We start from the raw sequence: 17453 nt of genomic DNA on the forward strand, positions 1-17453 counted from the left end.
GGGGAAGGCGAAGGGGAAGGGGAGGAAGAGGATGACGCGGATGCCGATGTCACTGGGCCGAACTCCTATCGCCACACCAACGCGACCGAATAGCCGTCGACTTCACGTGCCCAACTGTCGAACCGTGCCCCGTCGCCCCGGGGCACATGGCGTCCGAGACCCGGCCCCGCCCGCCACACGAAGCGGCCGTCGGCACGCCAGTCGGTCAGCTCGACCTCCCGGGGGTCGACGCGCAGGCCGAAGCCGAAGTGCTTGAGGACCGCCTCCTTGCACGTCCAGCGCAGGGCCGGGGGCATCGCCCGCAGCCCGGGGGACTCCGCGTCCCGCGCCGCGCCGGACGCCGGGGCGAGCAGTTCCGCGAGCGTCGGCGGCATCCGCCGGGTCAGTTCGACGTCGACGCCCACGGCACGCGGGCCGCACACCGCGAGGGCGAAGTCCACCGAGTGCGAGAGCCCGACCTCCACGGTCCCCCCTCCAGGCGCCCCGCCCTCCGCCGACGGCCCGGCGTCCGACCGGAGTTCGACCCTGGGGCGGCCGGCCCGCAGCCCCTCCGCCACGGCCCCGACGCGCACGTCACGCGTCCGGGTGCGCGCGCCGAAGTGCCGTGCGCGGTAGGCGCACACCCCGTGCTTGAGCGCGAGCCGCCCCGCCAGCCACTCCAAACGCCGCTTGGGGAGGGCGAGCCCCGCCGCCCGCGCCGCCTCGCTCGCGTCCAGGTGCCGGGACTCCAGGGCCGTACGGGCCGCTTCGCCGAGCGTGCGCAGCCGGGCGATCGACACGACGGCGAGCGTCAGGGGCCCCCGCACATGGCACACGTACAGGGGCCGTGCCGGATCGAGGACGAGGCCCTCGTCGAGGCCCGCCACCGCGGCGCGGGCCGGGGGCGCCGTCACGCCGGGGCCCATGTCAGCGCTCCACGGGCGGCGGCAGCAGGAACGGGTAGGGGCGGCGCAGCACCTTGAAGTGCCACAGCCGGTCGGCGGTGCGCAGGCGCTGGATCAGCTCCCACATCCGGGCGTCGCCCCGGTAGTAGGCGGCGACCTCCTCCGCCGTGATCGGCTCGGCGAGGCGCCCGTTGGCCTGGTCGAGGAAGGCCGGGACCAGCGCGTCCAGCCGCTCCTTGTGGAGGTTGCCGAGGAAGTCCAGGAGGACACCGCGGGTCGCGTAGAACTTGTCGAAGATCGACCTGCTCATCGACAGCCGTACGGCGTCGCGCAGCACCCACGGCAGGGAGGTGAAGAAGAGCCGCACGTCGAGCTTCTCCCGGCCCCGGGCGTCCCGCATGAGGGGCGTGGTGATGTCCAGGTAGACCAGCTCACCGTCCACGTCGACCCAGTTGGAGGCCTGGGCGTCGAGCCCCAGGGTGGGGGACACGGTGGCGTCCACCTGGTCGAGGAAACGGGAGAAGAAGTCCTTGGCCCAGGTCTCGTCCTCGGTGTGCAGCAGCCGGGAGCACAGCCGACGCTCCGGCAGCTCGCGCTGCACGCAGTACGCCACGATCCGCCCGCCGGGGTGCGGCGCGTGCCACACCTCGGTGTCGGCGACGTTCAGTCCGCTGTCGGTGAGGCGGCGCAGATACTCGTCGAGACCCTCGCGATAGCGCGCGAAGCGCGCCCGGTCGGGGAAGACGGGCAGCCGCTTGCAGGCGTACGTGCCACCCTCGGTCCGCAGCCGGAGCACCAGGGTGACCTCGCCGTGGCCCAGGATGTCCAGGGCGCCGTCGTCGGCGGTGCGCAACGCCTCCCGCACCCGCTGTTCGAGACGGGTGAGCGCGTCGTGGGGAACCGTGAAGGGCATGGGTATCGGACCTTTGCGTCGGGGGACCCGGCGGGCGCGCGGACCCTTACGTCGTCGTGTCCGTCCCGGCGTCGAGAGGGACGGAGGAGGAGCCGGCCGCGGCGCGGCGGTGCACCACGATCAGATAGATGCCGGCGGCGAAGAACGCGGCGTCGAGCACGAGGATCTGCGGCACGCTGCCCACCAGGATCAGCACGAAGCAGACCAGCATGAGGAGTTGGCCGTAGAGCGCGGCGAGGACCAGTTCCCGGTTGCGGAGCAGGACCAGGCCGCTCACCACCATCGCGGCCGCGACGAACACGGTGACGCCCGTCGGGTGGCCGTCGAGCCAGTTCGTGAAGCCGCCGAGCACGGCGACGCCGTCGTTGGCCTCGGCCGCGTCGTCCAGGCGCTGCTCCACCGACTCGATCTCGGGGAAGAACTTGCCGATCCCCGCGACGATGTAGAGGACGCCGACGACGCGCTGCAGTATCAGGATTCTTTTCGTCACCTGTCGGATTCTTCCGGTGTCGGGGCCGGCCGGCCGGGGGGCTTTCCGGACAAGGTCCGGCGGGTGGTCACGCGGCCGTCAGGACCAGCACGGCGTTCTGCCCGCCGAAGCCGAAGGAGTTGCTGACCGCCGCCCGCACCTCCCGCCGGCGCGGGGCCCCGGAGACCACGTCCAGTTCGACGGCGGGGTCGATCCGCTCCAGGTTGGCCGTCGGGGGCACGGTCCCGTGCTCCAGGGTGAGGACGGTCAGCGCGGCCTCGATCGCGCCGGCCGCCCCGAGCGTGTGCCCGAGGACGCCCTTGGCGGAGGTCACGTCCGCGTCCTGGCCCAGGACCTTGCGCACCGCCCGCGCCTCGGCGGCGTCGTTGAGCGGGGTGGACGTGCCGTGCGCGTTGACGTGGTCGATCTCCCCGGGCAGGAGGTCCGCCGCCGCGAGCGCCGTCCGCAGGGCCCGGATCACCCCACCGCCCTCCGGGTCCGGGGCGGTCATGTGGTGGGCGTCGGCCGAGGCCCCGTACCCGGCCACCCGCGCGCGGACCCGCGCGCCCCGGGCCCGGGCGTCCGCCTCCCGCTCCAGCACCAGCATTCCGCTGCCCTCGCCGATGACGAAGCCGTCGCGACCGGCGTCGAAGGGCCGGGAGGCGGTCGCGGGCCGGTCCAGCCGCGCCGTGGACAGCGCGCCCATCTGCGCGAAACCGGTCACCATGAGGGGGCTCACGCCTGCCTCGCCGCCCCCCGCGAGCACGACGTCGCAGCTCCCCTCGCGCAGGAGCTGCATCGCGGTGCCGATCGCGGTGGCGCCGGAGGCGCAGGCCGTCGCCGTGACGAGGTTGGGGCCCGTGGCGCCCAGGTCCATCGCCAGGTGCCCGGCGACCATGTTGGGCACCAGCATCGGGATCAGCAGCGCGGACACCGCGCCGGGCCCCTGCTCCAGCATCCGCCGGTGCTGGGCCTCCCAGGTGGCCACGCCGCCCAGGCCGCAGCCGACGACCACGCCCACCCGGGCGCCGTCCCACGTCGCCGGGTCCAGACCGGAAGCGGCCACGGCCTCGCGCGCCGCGGTGAGCGAGAGCTGGATGAACCGGTCGTGGGTCAGCGAGCTGCGCCGCCCCACGTGCTCGCGCGGCGAGAAGCCCGGGACCGTGCAGGAGATGTCCACGGGCAGCCCGGCCAGCCGCGGGTCACGGGCGGCCGTCGACGCCCCCGCGCACACCCCCTGCCACGTGGCCTCCGCGCCGATACCGGCGGCGGTGACCAGGCCGATCCCGGTGACGGCCACGGCGGGCGCGGTGCCCGCGGGGGGTGCGGTCATGACGAGGCCGTGGGGGCCGCGTGCCGTTCCAGGATCTCGGCGACCCGGCCGATGGTGTCGCCGGGCGAGGCCGCGTCGTCCTCGATCTGCACGCCGAACTCCGACTGGATCACCAGCAGCAGCTCCACCAGGAACAGGGAGTCCATGTCGAGTTCCTCGAACGTGGTGTCCGCGCCGATCTCCGCGCGGTCCACCTCGAAACGGTCGACGAGAAGGCCGACCAGCCTGTCGTACATCGCGCTCATGGGTGCGCCCCACCTTTCCCCAAGGCCCGCCCCGGCGGCCCGCCGGAAGCGGGAGCGGGACGAACGGGCGTTCGCGTGCCGGGTGTTCGCCGTACGAGTCTGTGCCGCCGGGCTGACCGCCCGCTGACCGATGACTGACGGCCCGCTGACCGGCCGGCCCCGCCGCATCCGGAACCGGGGCGTCACGGGCGGTACGCGCACGGCGGCGGCCCCCCGCGTCAGCCATCGGTCAGTGGCCGGTCAGCCATCGGTCAGGCCGCCGGGCGAGACTCGGGCTCGGACAGCGGCCCGGACGGCGGTCCCGGGCGGCGGCCGCGAGGACGGCCGCTGCGACCCGCGGCCCGAGGGGCGAGGGGCGAGGGGCCGCGTGACGGCGGCTCGGGATCCGGCAGACGAGGAGCTCATGTGGTGGCACGTCGTACGGATACGGACAGCAGGCGCGCCGCCGTCGTGGCCGGCGTCGGCAGCTGTCTGCCGGCCCGGACCGTGCCCAACGAGGAGCTGGCCGCGCGGCTGGACACCTCCGACGCGTGGATCCGCTCGCGGACCGGCATCGCCCGGCGCCATGTCGCGGCCCCGGGCACGGCCACGTCCGACCTCGCCGTCGGCGCGGGCGCCCGGGCCCTGAAGTCCTCGGGCGAACCCGCCGTGGACGCCGTCCTCGTGGCGACGACCACCCCGGACCGCCCCTGCCCGGCGACCGCCCCGCTCGTGGCCGCCCGGCTGGGCATGACGGGAGCGGCCGCCCACGACGTCTCCGCCGTCTGCACCGGCTTCGTCTACGCGCTGGCGAGCGCGGCCGGCCTGATCCTCGCGGACGTGGCCGAACGCGTCCTCGTGATCGGCGCGGAGACCTTCTCCACCCTCCTCGACCCCGGCGACCGCTCCACCTCCGTGATCTTCGGGGACGGGGCCGGCGCCGTGGTCCTGCGCTCCGGCACCGCGGGCGAACCCGGCGCGCTCGGCCCCTTCGACCTGGGCAGCGACGGGGAGAGCGAGGCCCTCATCACCGTGCCCGCGGGCGGCTCGCGCCAGCGCCTGTCCGGGGTGCCGCCGCGCCCCGGCGAGGAGTTCTTCACCATGTCGGGCAAGGAGGTGTTCCGGCACGCGGTCCGCCGCATGACCGGCTCCGCGAAGGCGGTGCTCGCCCGGGCCGGCTGGACCGCCGAGGACGTGGACCACATGGTCGGCCACCAGGCCAATTCCCGTATCACCCAGCACGTCGCGGAGGGCATCGGCCTGCCCCCGCAGCGGTGCTTCAGCAACATCGCCGAGGTGGGGAACACGGCCGCCGCCTCCATCCCCCTCGCCCTCGACCAGGCACACGCCAAGGGAGTGCTGCGGCCGGGCCAACGGGTGCTGCTCACCGCGTTCGGCGGCGGGCTGACCTGGGGCTCGACGGTGCTGACCTGGCCGCGCCTCGACCCGTCCTGACGGGCCGCCCACCGAGAACGGGAGAGAGCAGCAGCGCAAGCCCCCACCCGCCCACGCGCCGCCCGAGCCGCAAGGCACCGGCCACGGCCACCGCCCCCGCCGTCGACCCGTGGCAACCCGACCGAGGGCTGCCGGACACACAGCCGAGGACGACCATGAGCACCCAGCAGTCAATCATCGACCACATCGCCGAGGCCTGGCTCGACGGCGACGCCGACGGGCTCGACGCACAGGTCCCCCTCGCCGAACTCAACATCGTCGACTCCGCCGAGATCTTCTCCCTCGTGCACTACCTCCAGGACCGCTTCCGGATCACCGTGCCGCTGCGGGAGATCGCCCCGGCCAACTTCCGCGACGTCGAGGCGATCGCGGCACTCGTCGAACGGCTCCGGGGCGAGAAGGAGGGCGCCCGATGACGAGCGCCACCGAGGACACGCGGGACCGGGAAGCCGTGCACCGGCGGATCGTGGACATCGTCGCCTCCCGCACGCTGTACGAGGAGTCCTACCTCCAGCCCGACAGCCACTTCGAGGCGGACCTCGGGATCGACTCGGTGATCCTCGAGTCCATCCTCGCCTCGGTCAACGAGGACTTCGCCCTGAGCCCGCCGCTCACCGGGGACCCCACGACGATCCGGGAACTCGTCGACGCCGTGCGGCGGGCCCGGGGGGACGGCGAGGAGGACGCGCGGGGGGACGTCCGGGACGAGACCTCGGCCGACGGGGCCGAGACCACGGCCGAGGGCGACGCGGCGGCCGAGGGCGACGCCGTGCTGGAGACGGTGCTCGCCGCCGCGCAACGGCACACCGCCTACGCCCGCCACCAGCTCCCCGTCGACGCCGACCTGGAGAGCGAACTCGGCATCGACTCCGTCCTCCTCGCCTCCGTCCTCGCCGACGCCTCCCGCGACCTCGGCCTCGCCCACGGCCTCGCCGACGGCCTGGCGGACTCCCCCGGCGCGAGCACGCTGCGCGGCCTCGCGGACGGACTGCGCGCGGCCCGGGACGCCGGCGGACCCGCGGCGCCTGCGGCCCCCGCCGCACAGGAGGCACCCTCCCCGCAGGCGGCCCCCGAGTGGGACGGCCGCTCGATGAAGGACTTCGTCGAGAAGCGCGATCCCGACCTGTTCGCCAAGACCCGGAGCTTCGCCCCCTACCTGCGGCGGCGGGAGGCCGAGCACCTCTACTGGTACGGCATGCCGCTGCGCTCCCGGTGCGGCAACAAGGCCGTCATCCTCGACGAACAGACCGGCCGGGAACGCGAGTTCCTCATGTTCGCCTCCAACAACTACCTCGGCCTCGCCAACCACCCCCGGGTGGTCGAGGCCGTCTGCGAGGCCACCCGCTCCTACGGGGCGACCCACACCGGTTCCCGCTTCATCGGCGGCACCAACACCCTGCACAAGGAACTCGAACGCCGGCTGGCCGCCTTCAAGCAGCGCCCGGCCTGCATCGTCTATCCCGGCGGCTACGCGGCCAACCTGGGCACGATCTCCGCGCTGGTCAAGAGCTACGACACCCTCGTGGTCGACCGGCTCAACCACATGAGCATCGCCGACGGGGCCCGTCTCTCCGGCGGCATCCGCAAGATCTACCAGCACAACGACATGGCGGACCTGGAGCGCATCCTCAAGCGCGCCGACGACCGCTCCGGGGGCCGCCTGATCGTCGCCGACGGCGTGTTCAGCATGCACGGCGACCTCTGCGACCTGCCCGAGATCGTCCGCCTGGCCAAGGAGCACGACGCCCGCGTCATGATCGACGACGCCCACGCCACCGGCGTCCTGGGCGAACGCGGCACCGGCACCACCGAGCACTTCGGCCTCAAGGGCGAGGTCGACCTCGAACTCGGCACGATGAGCAAGGCGCTCGCGGGCATGGGCGGCTTCGTCGTCGGCGAGGAGGAGGTGATCGAGTACCTCCGCTACTACGCGAACTCCTACGTCTTCGCCGCCAACATCCCGGCCGGGGTGGCCGCGGGACTCATCGCGGCGATCGACGTCATCGAGGCGGAACCCGGACGGGTCACCCGGCTGTGGGACAACATCCGTTTCCTGCGCGGCCAGTTGGCCGATGCCGGCTTCGACCTGGAGAACACCCGCAGCGCCATCCTGCCCCTCGTCGTCGGCGACGAGCGCAAGGCCATGGAGATGGGCCGCGCCGTGCGGACCCGGGGGCTGTACTGCCAGACCGTGGTCTTCCCCGGGGTACCGCTCGGCGACGCCCGGCTGCGGGTCAGCGTCACCTCGGAGCACACGAGGGAGGACCTGGAGAACGCCGCCGGGATCTTCGTCGAGGCGGCCCGCGAGGTCGGCGTCCTGCCGTCGGCGGCGTGAGGCGGAGGCCACGGTGACACAGGCGGAGACGACGCACGCGGGGACGACGCACGCGCACACCGGGCGGGCCGCGGACGAGGAGGACCTCGCGCTCGTCCGGCTGCCCCGCCCCCTCCCCCCGGGGCGGGCGGCCCGCCCCGCCCTCGTGGGGGAGCGGACCGTGACCTACGGAGAGCTGAGCGGGACGGCCGACGCCGTGGCCGCGGCGCTCCTCGCCCTCGGCGCCGCGACCGGCGACCGCGTGGCCGTCTGGACGGACAAACGGCCCCGCTACGCCGAGGCGATCCTCGGCGCCCTCCGGGCCGGGTGCGCCTACGTCCCCCTGGACGGCGGCCAGCCGGCGAGCCGGGTCGCCACCGTCCTCGCCGACTGCGCACCGGTCGCCCTCCTCACCGACCGCCGGCACTGGGCCCTCCTGTCCGGTCTGCCCCTGCCGGGCTCGCTCCGGACGATCGTCCTCACGGAGGACACGGAGGACACGGAGGACACGGAGGACACGGAGGACACGGAGGCGGGTGTGGGCGCGGAGGCTGGTGTGGGCGCGGGCACGTCCACGGCCCCGGACCCGGGCACGTCCACGGCCCCGGCTCAGGCCCCGGACCCCGCGCAGGAGCCGTCGGCCGCCCCCGCCCCGCCCCCCACGGCCGTCCCCGTCCGCACCTGGGCGGAGTTCACCGCCGGACGGCGCCTCGCGCACGAGCCCACCCCGGGCCGCGACGACCTCGCCGCCCTCCTCTACACCTCCGGCTCGACCGGCACCCCCAAGGGCGTCCGCATCAGCTACCGCAATCTCGCCGCCTTCCTGCGGTGGGCGCGCTCCGAACTGCTCCCCGGCCCGGACGACGTCTTCGCCAACCACGCCTCGTTCAACTTCGACCTGTCCACCTTCGACCTGTTCGCCGCCCTGTCGGCCGGTGCCCGCGTCTGGATCGTCCCCGAGGACCAGGCCCGCGATCCCGGTGCCCTCGCCGCCGGCATCCGCGCGCACGGCGTCACGATCTGGTACTCCGTGCCCTCGGTGCTGCACCTGCTCACCGCCTCCGGCGCGCTCACGCCCGGGGTCGTGCGCACCCTGCGCCACGTCCTGTTCGCCGGGGAGGTCTTCCCGATCGGTCAACTGCGGTCCCTGGCCGCGCTGCTGCCGCCCGGCACGGAGCTGTACAACCTGTACGGCCCCACGGAGACCAACGTCTGCACCTACCACCGTGTCCGCCCCCAGGACCTGAACCGCACCGAACCCGTGCCGATCGGCCGCCCGGTCACCGGCGCCCGCGCGTTCCTCGTCGACGAGGACGGCCGCCCCCTCGACGGCCCGGACGCCCTCGGCGAACTGGTCGTGGAGGGCGACTGCGTCACCCCCGGCTACTGGGGCCGGGAGACCGGACCCGTCGCCGCGGACCACCGGCGGCACCGCCACGCCACCGGCGACCTCGTCGCCCGCGAGGGGGACGAACTGGTCTACCGGGGCCGCAAGGACCGCATGGTCAAGCTGTCCGGGTACCGCGTCGAACTGGGCGAGATCGAGGCCGCCGTGCTCCGGCACCCGGACGTCGCCGACGCGGCCGCCGTCCTCGACACGGCGGGCGGCGACCGCCGCATCGCCCTCTACTACACGCTGCGGACCCCCGGCCGGGGCCCCGGCCTCCTCGCGCTCAAGCGGCACTGCGCGCGGTACCTGCCCCGCTACATGCTCCCGCGGACCGCGACCCGCCTGGACGAACTGCCGCGCAACGCCAACGGCAAGACGGACTACCGCCTGCTGTCCGGGACGGCCGGCGCCGCCCGGCCCGCGCGGGCCCTGCCCGGAAGGTGACGGAGACGCACATGAACCAAGGCCCGACCGGCCCGTACGGGCGGGGCGCGGAACCGGCGACGGTTGCCGGGCTCCTGCGGCACCACCGCGAGCACCGCCCGGACGCCCTCGCCTACCGCTTCCTCACGGCCGCCGACGACGCGGGCCCGGACGGCGGCGAGTCGCTCACCTACCGGCAACTCGACCTGCGCGTCCGCGCGGTGGCCGCCCGCCTCCAGCGCGAGGACCTGACCGGGAAGCCGGTCCTGCTGCTGCACCCGCCGGGGCTCGACTACGTCACCGCCTTCCTCGGCTGCCTGTACGCGGGGGCCGTCGCCGTCCCCGCGTACCCGCCGGACACCCGGCGCTTCGGCCAGACCATGCCCCGCCTCGCCGCGATCGCCCGGGACGCGCGGGCCACACACGCCCTGACCACCCCGGAGATCTCCCGTTTCCTGGACGGCCGTCCCGAGGACCTCGCCGCGCTCGGCCTCGGCGGCCTGCGCCTGCTGGTGACCGGCGGCGCCGACACCACCGGCGCCGAGGAATGGCGGGACCCCGGCCCCGGCCGGCGGGGACCGGCGTTCCTCCAGTACACCTCGGGCTCGACCTCGTCCCCCAAGGGCGTCATGGTCGGCGACGACAACCTGCTGCACAACCTCCGCGCGATCCACCGCAGGCTGGAGCACGACGCCGGCTCCGGCATGGTCTCCTGGCTGCCGCCGTACCACGACATGGGCCTCATCGGAGGCATCCTCACCCCGCTGTACGGCGGTTTCCCGGCCCACCTGATGGCGCCCATGACCTTCGTCCGGCGCCCGCTGCTGTGGCTGGAGACCCTGTCCCGCACCCGCGCCTCCACCAGCGTCGCCCCCAACTTCGGCTTCGAGACCTGCGTCCGCAGGATCACCGAGGAGGAGAGCGAGGGGCTGGACCTCGGCCACTGGCGGCTCGCGCTGAACGGGGCCGAGCCGGTGCGCGCCGACACCCTGCGGCGCTTCACCGACCGCTTCGCCGCCCACGGCTTCCGGCAGGAGGCCCTCCTGCCCTGCTACGGCCTCGCCGAGGCCACCTTGATGGTGACCGGCGTCCGGGCCGACCGGGCCCCCGTCCTCGGCGCCTTCGCCACCCGCGACCTGGGCGCCGGCACCGTCCGGCCCGCCTCCGCCGCGGGGGACGGCCCGGCGACCGAGGTCGTCGGATGCGGTCCGCCGGTGGACGGCGTGGACGTCGCCCTCGTCGACCCGGACACCCGGCGAAGGATCACCGCGGGCGACCGCGTCGGGGAGATCTGGCTCTCCGGGGGCAGCGTCGCCCACGGCTACTGGCGCCGCCCCGACGCCACCGAGGAGACCTTCGGCGCCCGTATCGAGGGGGAGGAGGACACCCCCCGTCTCCGCACGGGCGACCTCGGCTTCCTGCGCGAGGGCGAGCTGTACGTCGTCGGCCGCACCAAGGACGTCGTCATCGTGCAGGGCCGCAACCACTACCCGCACGACATCGAGCTGACGGCGGAACGCACCGACCCCCGGCTGCGCACGGGCAGCGGCGCGGTCTTCTCCGTCGAGGTGGGCGGCGCCGAGCGGATGGTCCTCGCCCACGAGGTCGAGGGCCGGCGCGTCGAGGACGCGCCCGCGCTGCTTGCCCGGCTGCGCACCGCCGTCGCCGAGGCGCACGAGGTCACCCCGCACGCCGTCCTCCTCCTCAGACGCTCGACGGCGCACAAGACGACCAGCGGCAAGATCCAGCGCCGGGCGTGCCGGAGGGACTTCCTCGACCTGGGGCTGACGGTGGTGGCGGCGAGCGTCACCCGGGACGAGGCGGCCCCCGCGGACACGGTGCCGGGCCCGGACGGGCTCGCCGGGCTGCCCGCCGAGCGCCGCAGGCAACGCGTGGTCGAGGCGGTCACCGAGACCCTGACCGGGATCGCCCCGGCGGACGCCCCCCCGGACATCACCGGGTGGACGTTCGCCGAACTGGACCTCGACTACCCGGCGCTGCTGACCGCCGTGCGCGAGCTGGAGCGACGGCTCGGCGTGAGCGTCCCCTGCGGCGAACTGCTCGTCCGGCCACGGGTGGAGACGCTGCTCACCCTGTTCCTCGACGCGCACCGCCCCCCGGACACCCCGCCGGCGCCCGCCCCGGCCCCCACCGTGACGTACGGCCCCGAGGCGGTCGAGGAGTGGCTGGTCCGGCGCATCGGGGACCGTCTGGGGCTGCCGCCGGCGGCGGTCGACCCCACCCGCCCGCTGACCTCGCTCGGCCTGGACTCCCGGCAGGCCGTCGAGCTCGTGACCGAACTCGGCACGCTGACCGGCCGCCCTCTCACCACCGGCACGGTCTTCGAGCACCCGACGGTACGGGCGCTCGCCGGCCACGTCGGCACGGCATCCGAGGACTCCTCGGCCCGCACGGCATCCGAGGGCTCCCCGGCCCGCACGGCATTCGAAGGCTCCCCGGCCCGCACGGCATCCGAGGGCTCCTCGCCCCCCGCGGCCCGCACGGCGGTCGTCCCGGCCCCGCCGCCCGCCGCGCCCGCCCCGCCCGGCGCCGACGAGCCCGTCGCGGTCGTCGGGATCGGCTGCCGCTTCCCCGGCGCCCCCGACGCGGACAGCTTCTGGCGGCTCCTCGTGGACGGCCGCGACGCGATCACCGAGGTGCCCCGGGAGCGCTGGGACGCCACTCGGGTCGACGCCCCCGCGCACGGCGGATTCCTCGACGGCGTCGACGAGTTCGACGCCCGCCTCTTCGGCATGTCGGCACGCGAGGCCGCCCGCACCGACCCGCAGCAGCGGCTGCTCCTCGAAGTGGCCCGCCAGACCCTGGACGACGCCGGACTCGACCCGGCCCGCCTCGCCGGCACCGCCACCGGCGTCTTCGTCGGCATCAGCAGCCACGACTACTCGGCGCTGCAGATGTCCCGCCCCGAGGACATCGACGTGTACGCGGCCACCGGCAACGCCCACTCCGTCGCCGCCAACCGCCTTTCCTACACGCTCGACCTGCGCGGGCCCAGCCTCGCCCTCGACTCGGCCTGCTCCTCCTCCCTCCACGCCGTCCACCTCGCCTGCGAGAGCCTGCGCCGCGGGGAGTGCGACACGGCCCTCGCGGGCGGGGTCAACCTCATGCTCACCCCCGGCCTGTCCGTGGCCTTCGCGGCGGGCGGCATGCTCTCGCCGGACGGCCGCTGCCGCACCTTCGACGACTCGGCGAACGGGTACGTGCGCGGGGAGGGCGCGGGCCTCGTCCTGCTCAAGCCCCTCTCCCGGGCACTGGCCGAGGGCGACCGCGTCCACGCCGTGGTCCGGGGCTCCGCCACCGGCCACGGCGGCCGGAGCAACGGCCTGACGGCGCCGCGCGGTTCGGCCCAGCGGGCGGTCTGCGAACGCGCCCTGGACCGGGCCGGCCTCACCCCCGGCGAGATCCACTACGTGGAGGCGCACGGCACCGGGACCCCGCTCGGCGACCCCGTCGAGTGGGAGGCCCTGGCCGCCGTCTACGGCCGCGACCGGACGGCGGGGGAGCCCTGCCTCGTCGGGTCGGTCAAGACCAACATCGGACACCTGGAGGCGGCCGCGGGCATCGCCGGACTGATCAAGGCGGCCCTCGTCGTACGCCACCGCCAGGTGCCGCCGACCCTGCACCTGCGCACCCCCAACCGCCACCTCGTGCCCGGCGCGGCACTCGACGTCCCCACCCGGCTCACCGCGCTCCCGGAGCCCGCGCGGGCGGGCCTCGCCCGGGCCGCCGTCAGCTCCTTCGGGTTCGGCGGCGCCACCGCGCACCTCGTCCTCGAAAGCGCCCCCGAGCCGCCCCGGGACGACACCACCCCGCCCGAGCGCCCCGTGCACGCCCTGTGCCTCTCCGCCCACACCCCCACCGCCCTCACCACCCTGGCCACCCACTGGCGCACCCACCTCGCCGCCCACCCCGAGGCCGACCTCGCCGCCCTGTGCCGCACCGCCGACACCGGCCGCCCCCGTCTCGCCCACCGGGCCGTCCTCACCGGCGGCTCCGCCGGGGAACTGGACACCGCCCTCGACGCCCTGGTGCGCGGCGACACCTCGGCCGCCCTCGTCCGCGACCGCGTACGCACCGGCCCCGCGCCCAGGGTCGCCTTCCTGTTCAGCGGCCAGGGAACCCAGTACACCGGCATGGGCCGGGGCCTCTACGAGACCCACGGCGGCTTCGCCCGCACCCTCGACCGGGCCGACGCCGTCCTGCGCCCCCACCTCGGTCTGCCCCTGACGGACCTGCTCTTCGCCGACGGGGCCGGCGCGGAGCGGCTCGCCGGCACCCGTCACTGCCAACCCGCCCTGGTGGCCCTCGAACTGGCCCTCGCCGAGCTGTGGACGTCCCTCGGCGTACGGCCGGCCGCGGTGCTCGGCCACAGCATCGGGGCCTACGCCGCCGCCTGCGTGGCCGGGGTCATGCCGCTGGAGGACGCCCTGACCCTGGCGGCGGTCCGCGGCCGGCTCATGGACGAACAACCCGGCGAGGGCGCGATGCTCGCCTGCTCCGGACCCGCCGAGGTGATCCGCGCGGTGGCCGAGGGCTTCCCCACCCTCGCGGTGGCCGCCGTCAACGGCCCCGGCAGGCTCGTCCTGTCCGGCCCCCGGGAGGAGACCGACGCGGCCCGCGCCCTGCTCACCGAACGGGACGTCCTCGTACGGGAGCTGGCCGTCTCGCACGCCTTCCACTCCCCGCTGATGGCCGGCGCGGCCGAGCCGCTGCGCCGGGCGGCCCGCGCCGTGCGCTTCGCCGCCCCGCGCATCCCGTGGATCTCCGACGCCACCGGCGATCCGGTCACCGGACGCATCGGCGGCGGGGAACTGGCGGAGCACCTGCTCGGCACGGTCCGCTTCGCCGAGGGCTTCGCGAGCCTGCTCCGCCTCGGCTGCGACGCGTTCGTCGAGATCGGCCCCCATCCCACCCTGCTCGGCCTGGCCCGCACGGCGACCCCGCCGGACCCCGGGCGCCCGCGACTGTGGCTCCCCTCGCTGCGCCGGGGCGGCCCCGGGCCGGCGGGCACGCGCGACTGGAACACCCTCCTGGGCTCCCTCGGCCGCCTCCACTGCGCCGGCGGCGAGGTGGACTGGGCGGCGCTCGACGAGGGGCACCGGCGCCCGCGCGTGCCCGTGCCGCACACGGTCCTGGAGCGCCGGTCCTACTGGTTCACCTCGCCCACGCAGGAGGCCCCGGCCGTGACACCCGCACCCGCACCCGCACCGCAGCCCACCGCCGAGCCCGCCCCCGCACCGCAGCCCACCGCCGCACCCGCACCCGCCCCCGCTCCCGCCGATGCGGCCCCCGCACCGGACCACCGCCCCGACGTGCTCGCGGACGTCCTCGCCCACGTCGCCCGGGTCTGCTCCTTCCCCGTCGACCAGATCGCCCCCGAGGCCCACCTCGGCCGGGACCTCGGCTTCGACTCCCTCATGCGCACCGAACTGGAACGGGCCCTCACCCGCGCCCACCCCGGGGTCCTGGAACGGCACCGGGAGACCCTGCCGGAGGACCCGACCGTCGGGCAGCTCGCGGACCTGCTCGCCGCGCAGGCCCCGCCACCGCCCCCGCCCTCCCGCACCGCCGCCGCCCCCGCGGCCACCGCACCCGCCGTCCCGCTCCCGGCCGCCCCTCACCCGGCGCCCGCGCCCCCCGTCCGCCAGGAACGGGAGTTCGAGGAGTGGGCCGAGTACGCCGAGCTCCAGGGCCGGCTGCGCCAGGCCCGCTCGGGCGGCGCCAACCCCTACGGCCGCGTCCACGAGGGGCACAACGCGGGCCGCGCCACCGTCGACGGCCGTCCCGTGCTGAACTTCGCCTCCTTCAACTACCTCGCGCTCTCCCACCACCCCCGGGTGCGCCGGGCCGCGCAGGAGGCGATCGACCGTTACGGCACCTCCAGTTCCGCGACGCCCCTGCTGTGCGGGGAGACCCCGCTGCACCACGAACTGGACGCCGAGATCGCCTCCTTCCTCGGCACCGAGGACGCCATCGTCTTCGCCGGGGGCCACGCCACCAACGTGGCCACCGTCGGCCACCTCCTCGGCCCCGACGACCTCGTCCTGCACGACGAGTGGATCCACGACAGCGCCGTGCGCGGCAGCATCCTGTCCGGCGCCCGCCGCCGGCCCTTCCCGCACAACGACTGGCGGGCCCTGGACGCCCTGCTGGACGCCCAGCGGGCCCGGCACCGCCGGGCACTCGTGCTGATCGAGGGCGCCTACAGCCAGGACGGCGACATCCCCGACCTGCGCCGCTTCATCGAGGTCAAGAAGCGGCACGGCGCGATGCTGATGATCGACGAGGCGCACTCGATCGGCGTGCTCGGCCGCACCGGCCGGGGCATCGGCGAGTACTTCGGCGTCGACCGGGGCGAGGTCGACCTGTGGATGGGCACCCTCAGCAAGGCCCTCGGCAGCCTCGGCGGCTACATCGCCGCCCGCCGCCCGCTCGTGGAGTACCTCAGGTTCACCGCCCCGCTGCACATCTTCAGCACCGGCATCTCACCGGCGAACACCGCCGCCGCGCTGGAGGCGATCCGCGTCGTCAAGGACGATCCGCGCCGCGTGGCCCGGCTGCGCCGCCTGGCCGAGCACTTCCGCGACGAGGCACGGGCCCGCGGCTTCGACATCGGAGTCTCCCGCGCCTCCGCCGTGATCCCCGTCGTCATCGGCGACTGGGAACGCACGATGGCGCTCTCCCACACCCTGCTGGAGCGAGGCGTGAACGTCATGCCCATCGGCTATCCGGCCGTCGCCCGCGACCAGTGCCGCCTGCGCTTCTTCGTCAACGCCGACCACACCGAAGAAGACCTGGACCATTCCCTCGACCTCCTGGGACGTGCCATGGCAGACCACACGACCACGACCGGCGCGAGCACCGGGACCTCCGGGGCGGCGGAAGGGGAGGAGACGCCGGCCGACACCGCCTCCGCACCCCAGGCCGCCCCCGCCCCCGTCCACGCCCCCGTCCACGAGGGCGGCCCGGACGTCCTGGTCGCGGGCGCGAGCGGCTTCATCGGCGGGCACCTGACCCGGCGGCTGGCCGAACACGGCCACCGCGTACGGGTCCTGGTGCGGGACGGCAGCGACCGCTCCGCCTTCGACGGGGCCGACGTCGAGATCGTCACCGGCGACCTCGGCGATGCCGACAGCCTGCGCCGCGCCGCGTCCGGCGTCCGCCACGTCTACAACTGCACCGGCATGTCCGCCGACTGGGGCGCCTGGGAGGACTTCCGGAGCGTCAACGTCGACGGCAGCCGCCGGCTCGCCGAGGCCGCCCACCACGCGGGCACCGTCGAACGCTTCCTGCACGTCAGCACCACCGATGTCTACGGCTACCCGGCCGTCCCCTGCGACGAGTCCACCCCGCCCCGGGACATCGGGCTGCCCTACAACCGCAGCAAGCTGCTCGGCGAGCGCGCCGTGCGCGAGACGGCCGAGCGGACCGGGCTCCCGCTCACCGTCGTCCGGCCGGTCTCCGTCTACGGGCCGCGCAGCAAGGACTTCGTCATCGAGATCGCGAGCCTCCTGGTGGCCCGGCAGATGGTGTACATCCGCCGGGGCGACGTCCCCGCCGGGCTCGTCCACGTGGGCAACCTCGTCGACGGCATGATCGCCGCCTGCACCTCGGAGACCGCCGCCGGGCGGACGTACAACCTGCGCGACGCCGACCTGACGACCTGGCGCGAGTACGTCGAGGCACTGGCCCGGGGCCTCGGCGTCAAGGCGCCCGCCCTCAGCCTGCCGACCCCGCTCGCCCGCGGGGTGGCCACGGCCTCCGAGCGGCTCTACGGCGCCCTGCGGGTCAAGGCCCGCCCCGTGCTCACCCGGCACGCCGTCCACCTCTTCGACCGGGACCAGTCGTACCCGATCGACCGCGCCCGCGACGACTTCGGCTTCAAGAGCGAGGTCGGCTTCCAGGAGGGCATGGACCTCACCGTGGCCTGGCTGAACTCGCCCGAGGGCCGCAGGCACGTGCCCCGCTGACCGGCCGCCGTCCGCGCCTCCCCGCAGGCCGCAGGCGTCCAGCAGCCCCCCGCCCCC

10 protein-coding genes are annotated in these 17453 nt (G+C 75.2%); 5 read left to right on the top strand and 5 right to left on the bottom strand.

Annotation, left to right across the window (positions count from 1 at the left end; all coding sequences use genetic code 11):
* Positions 1-65: 65 nt before the first annotated feature.
* The 5 genes from OHB09_RS22545 to OHB09_RS22565 form a co-directional block, all read right to left on the bottom strand.
* Complete coding sequence (locus tag OHB09_RS22545; RefSeq protein ID WP_191891472.1) at positions 66-905, bottom strand: 4'-phosphopantetheinyl transferase family protein; 840 nt, start codon at positions 903-905, stop codon at positions 66-68.
* Between the two features lies 1 nt (position 906).
* Complete coding sequence (locus OHB09_RS22550) at positions 907-1797, bottom strand: DUF6206 family protein (protein ID WP_006142403.1); 891 nt, start codon at positions 1795-1797, stop codon at positions 907-909.
* 46 nt (positions 1798-1843) lie between these two features.
* On the bottom strand, positions 1844-2287 hold the full coding sequence (locus OHB09_RS22555) for a DUF6041 domain-containing protein (protein WP_006142404.1): 444 nt from the start codon (positions 2285-2287) through the stop codon (positions 1844-1846).
* Between the two features lie 67 nt (positions 2288-2354).
* Complete coding sequence (locus tag OHB09_RS22560; protein ID WP_191891473.1) at positions 2355-3599, bottom strand: beta-ketoacyl-[acyl-carrier-protein] synthase family protein; 1245 nt, start codon at positions 3597-3599, stop codon at positions 2355-2357.
* On the bottom strand, positions 3596-3844 hold the full coding sequence (locus OHB09_RS22565; RefSeq protein WP_006142406.1) for an acyl carrier protein: 249 nt from the start codon (positions 3842-3844) through the stop codon (positions 3596-3598). Before OHB09_RS22565 ends, OHB09_RS22560 begins: the two co-directional genes overlap by 4 nt.
* Before the next feature lie 405 nt (positions 3845-4249).
* On the opposite strand from OHB09_RS22565, the gene OHB09_RS22570 reads away from it, so the two are divergent.
* From OHB09_RS22570 to OHB09_RS22590, 5 genes are all read left to right on the top strand, one after another.
* A complete protein-coding gene (locus tag OHB09_RS22570) occupies positions 4250-5278 on the top strand; it encodes a beta-ketoacyl-ACP synthase III (RefSeq protein ID WP_006142407.1) in 1029 nt (342 codons plus the stop codon).
* Positions 5279-5433: 155 nt separating this feature from the next.
* On the top strand, positions 5434-5694 hold the full coding sequence (locus OHB09_RS22575; RefSeq protein ID WP_006142408.1) for an acyl carrier protein: 261 nt from the start codon (positions 5434-5436) through the stop codon (positions 5692-5694).
* Entirely contained in the window at positions 5691-7613 is a 1923-nt protein-coding gene (locus tag OHB09_RS22580) for an aminotransferase class I/II-fold pyridoxal phosphate-dependent enzyme (RefSeq protein WP_328922445.1), read from the top strand. Before OHB09_RS22575 ends, OHB09_RS22580 begins: the two co-directional genes overlap by 4 nt.
* 13 nt (positions 7614-7626) lie before the next feature.
* Positions 7627-9426, top strand: a complete 1800-nt coding sequence (locus tag OHB09_RS22585) for an AMP-binding protein (protein ID WP_328922446.1) — start codon at positions 7627-7629, stop codon at positions 9424-9426.
* An 11-nt stretch (positions 9427-9437) separates the two neighbouring features.
* A complete protein-coding gene (locus OHB09_RS22590) occupies positions 9438-17396 on the top strand; it encodes an aminotransferase class I/II-fold pyridoxal phosphate-dependent enzyme (RefSeq protein ID WP_328922447.1) in 7959 nt (2652 codons plus the stop codon).
* The last annotated feature ends 57 nt before the right edge of the window (positions 17397-17453 follow it).

The organism is Streptomyces griseoaurantiacus, from assembly GCF_036189845.1.
Lineage (GTDB): Bacteria > Actinomycetota > Actinomycetes > Streptomycetales > Streptomycetaceae > Streptomyces > Streptomyces griseoaurantiacus.

Coding starts and splice junctions, on each gene's coding strand:
- OHB09_RS22560 (WP_191891473.1), bottom strand. CDS start 3,599: ATGACCGCACCCCCCGCGGGCACCGCGCCCGCCGTGGCCGTCACCGGG.
- OHB09_RS22545 (WP_191891472.1), bottom strand. CDS start 905: ATGGGCCCCGGCGTGACGGCGCCCCCGGCCCGCGCCGCGGTGGCGGGC.
- OHB09_RS22590 (WP_328922447.1), top strand. CDS start 9,438: ATGAACCAAGGCCCGACCGGCCCGTACGGGCGGGGCGCGGAACCGGCG.
- OHB09_RS22565 (WP_006142406.1), bottom strand. CDS start 3,844: ATGAGCGCGATGTACGACAGGCTGGTCGGCCTTCTCGTCGACCGTTTC.
- OHB09_RS22580 (WP_328922445.1), top strand. CDS start 5,691: ATGACGAGCGCCACCGAGGACACGCGGGACCGGGAAGCCGTGCACCGG.
- OHB09_RS22575 (WP_006142408.1), top strand. CDS start 5,434: ATGAGCACCCAGCAGTCAATCATCGACCACATCGCCGAGGCCTGGCTC.
- OHB09_RS22550 (WP_006142403.1), bottom strand. CDS start 1,797: ATGCCCTTCACGGTTCCCCACGACGCGCTCACCCGTCTCGAACAGCGG.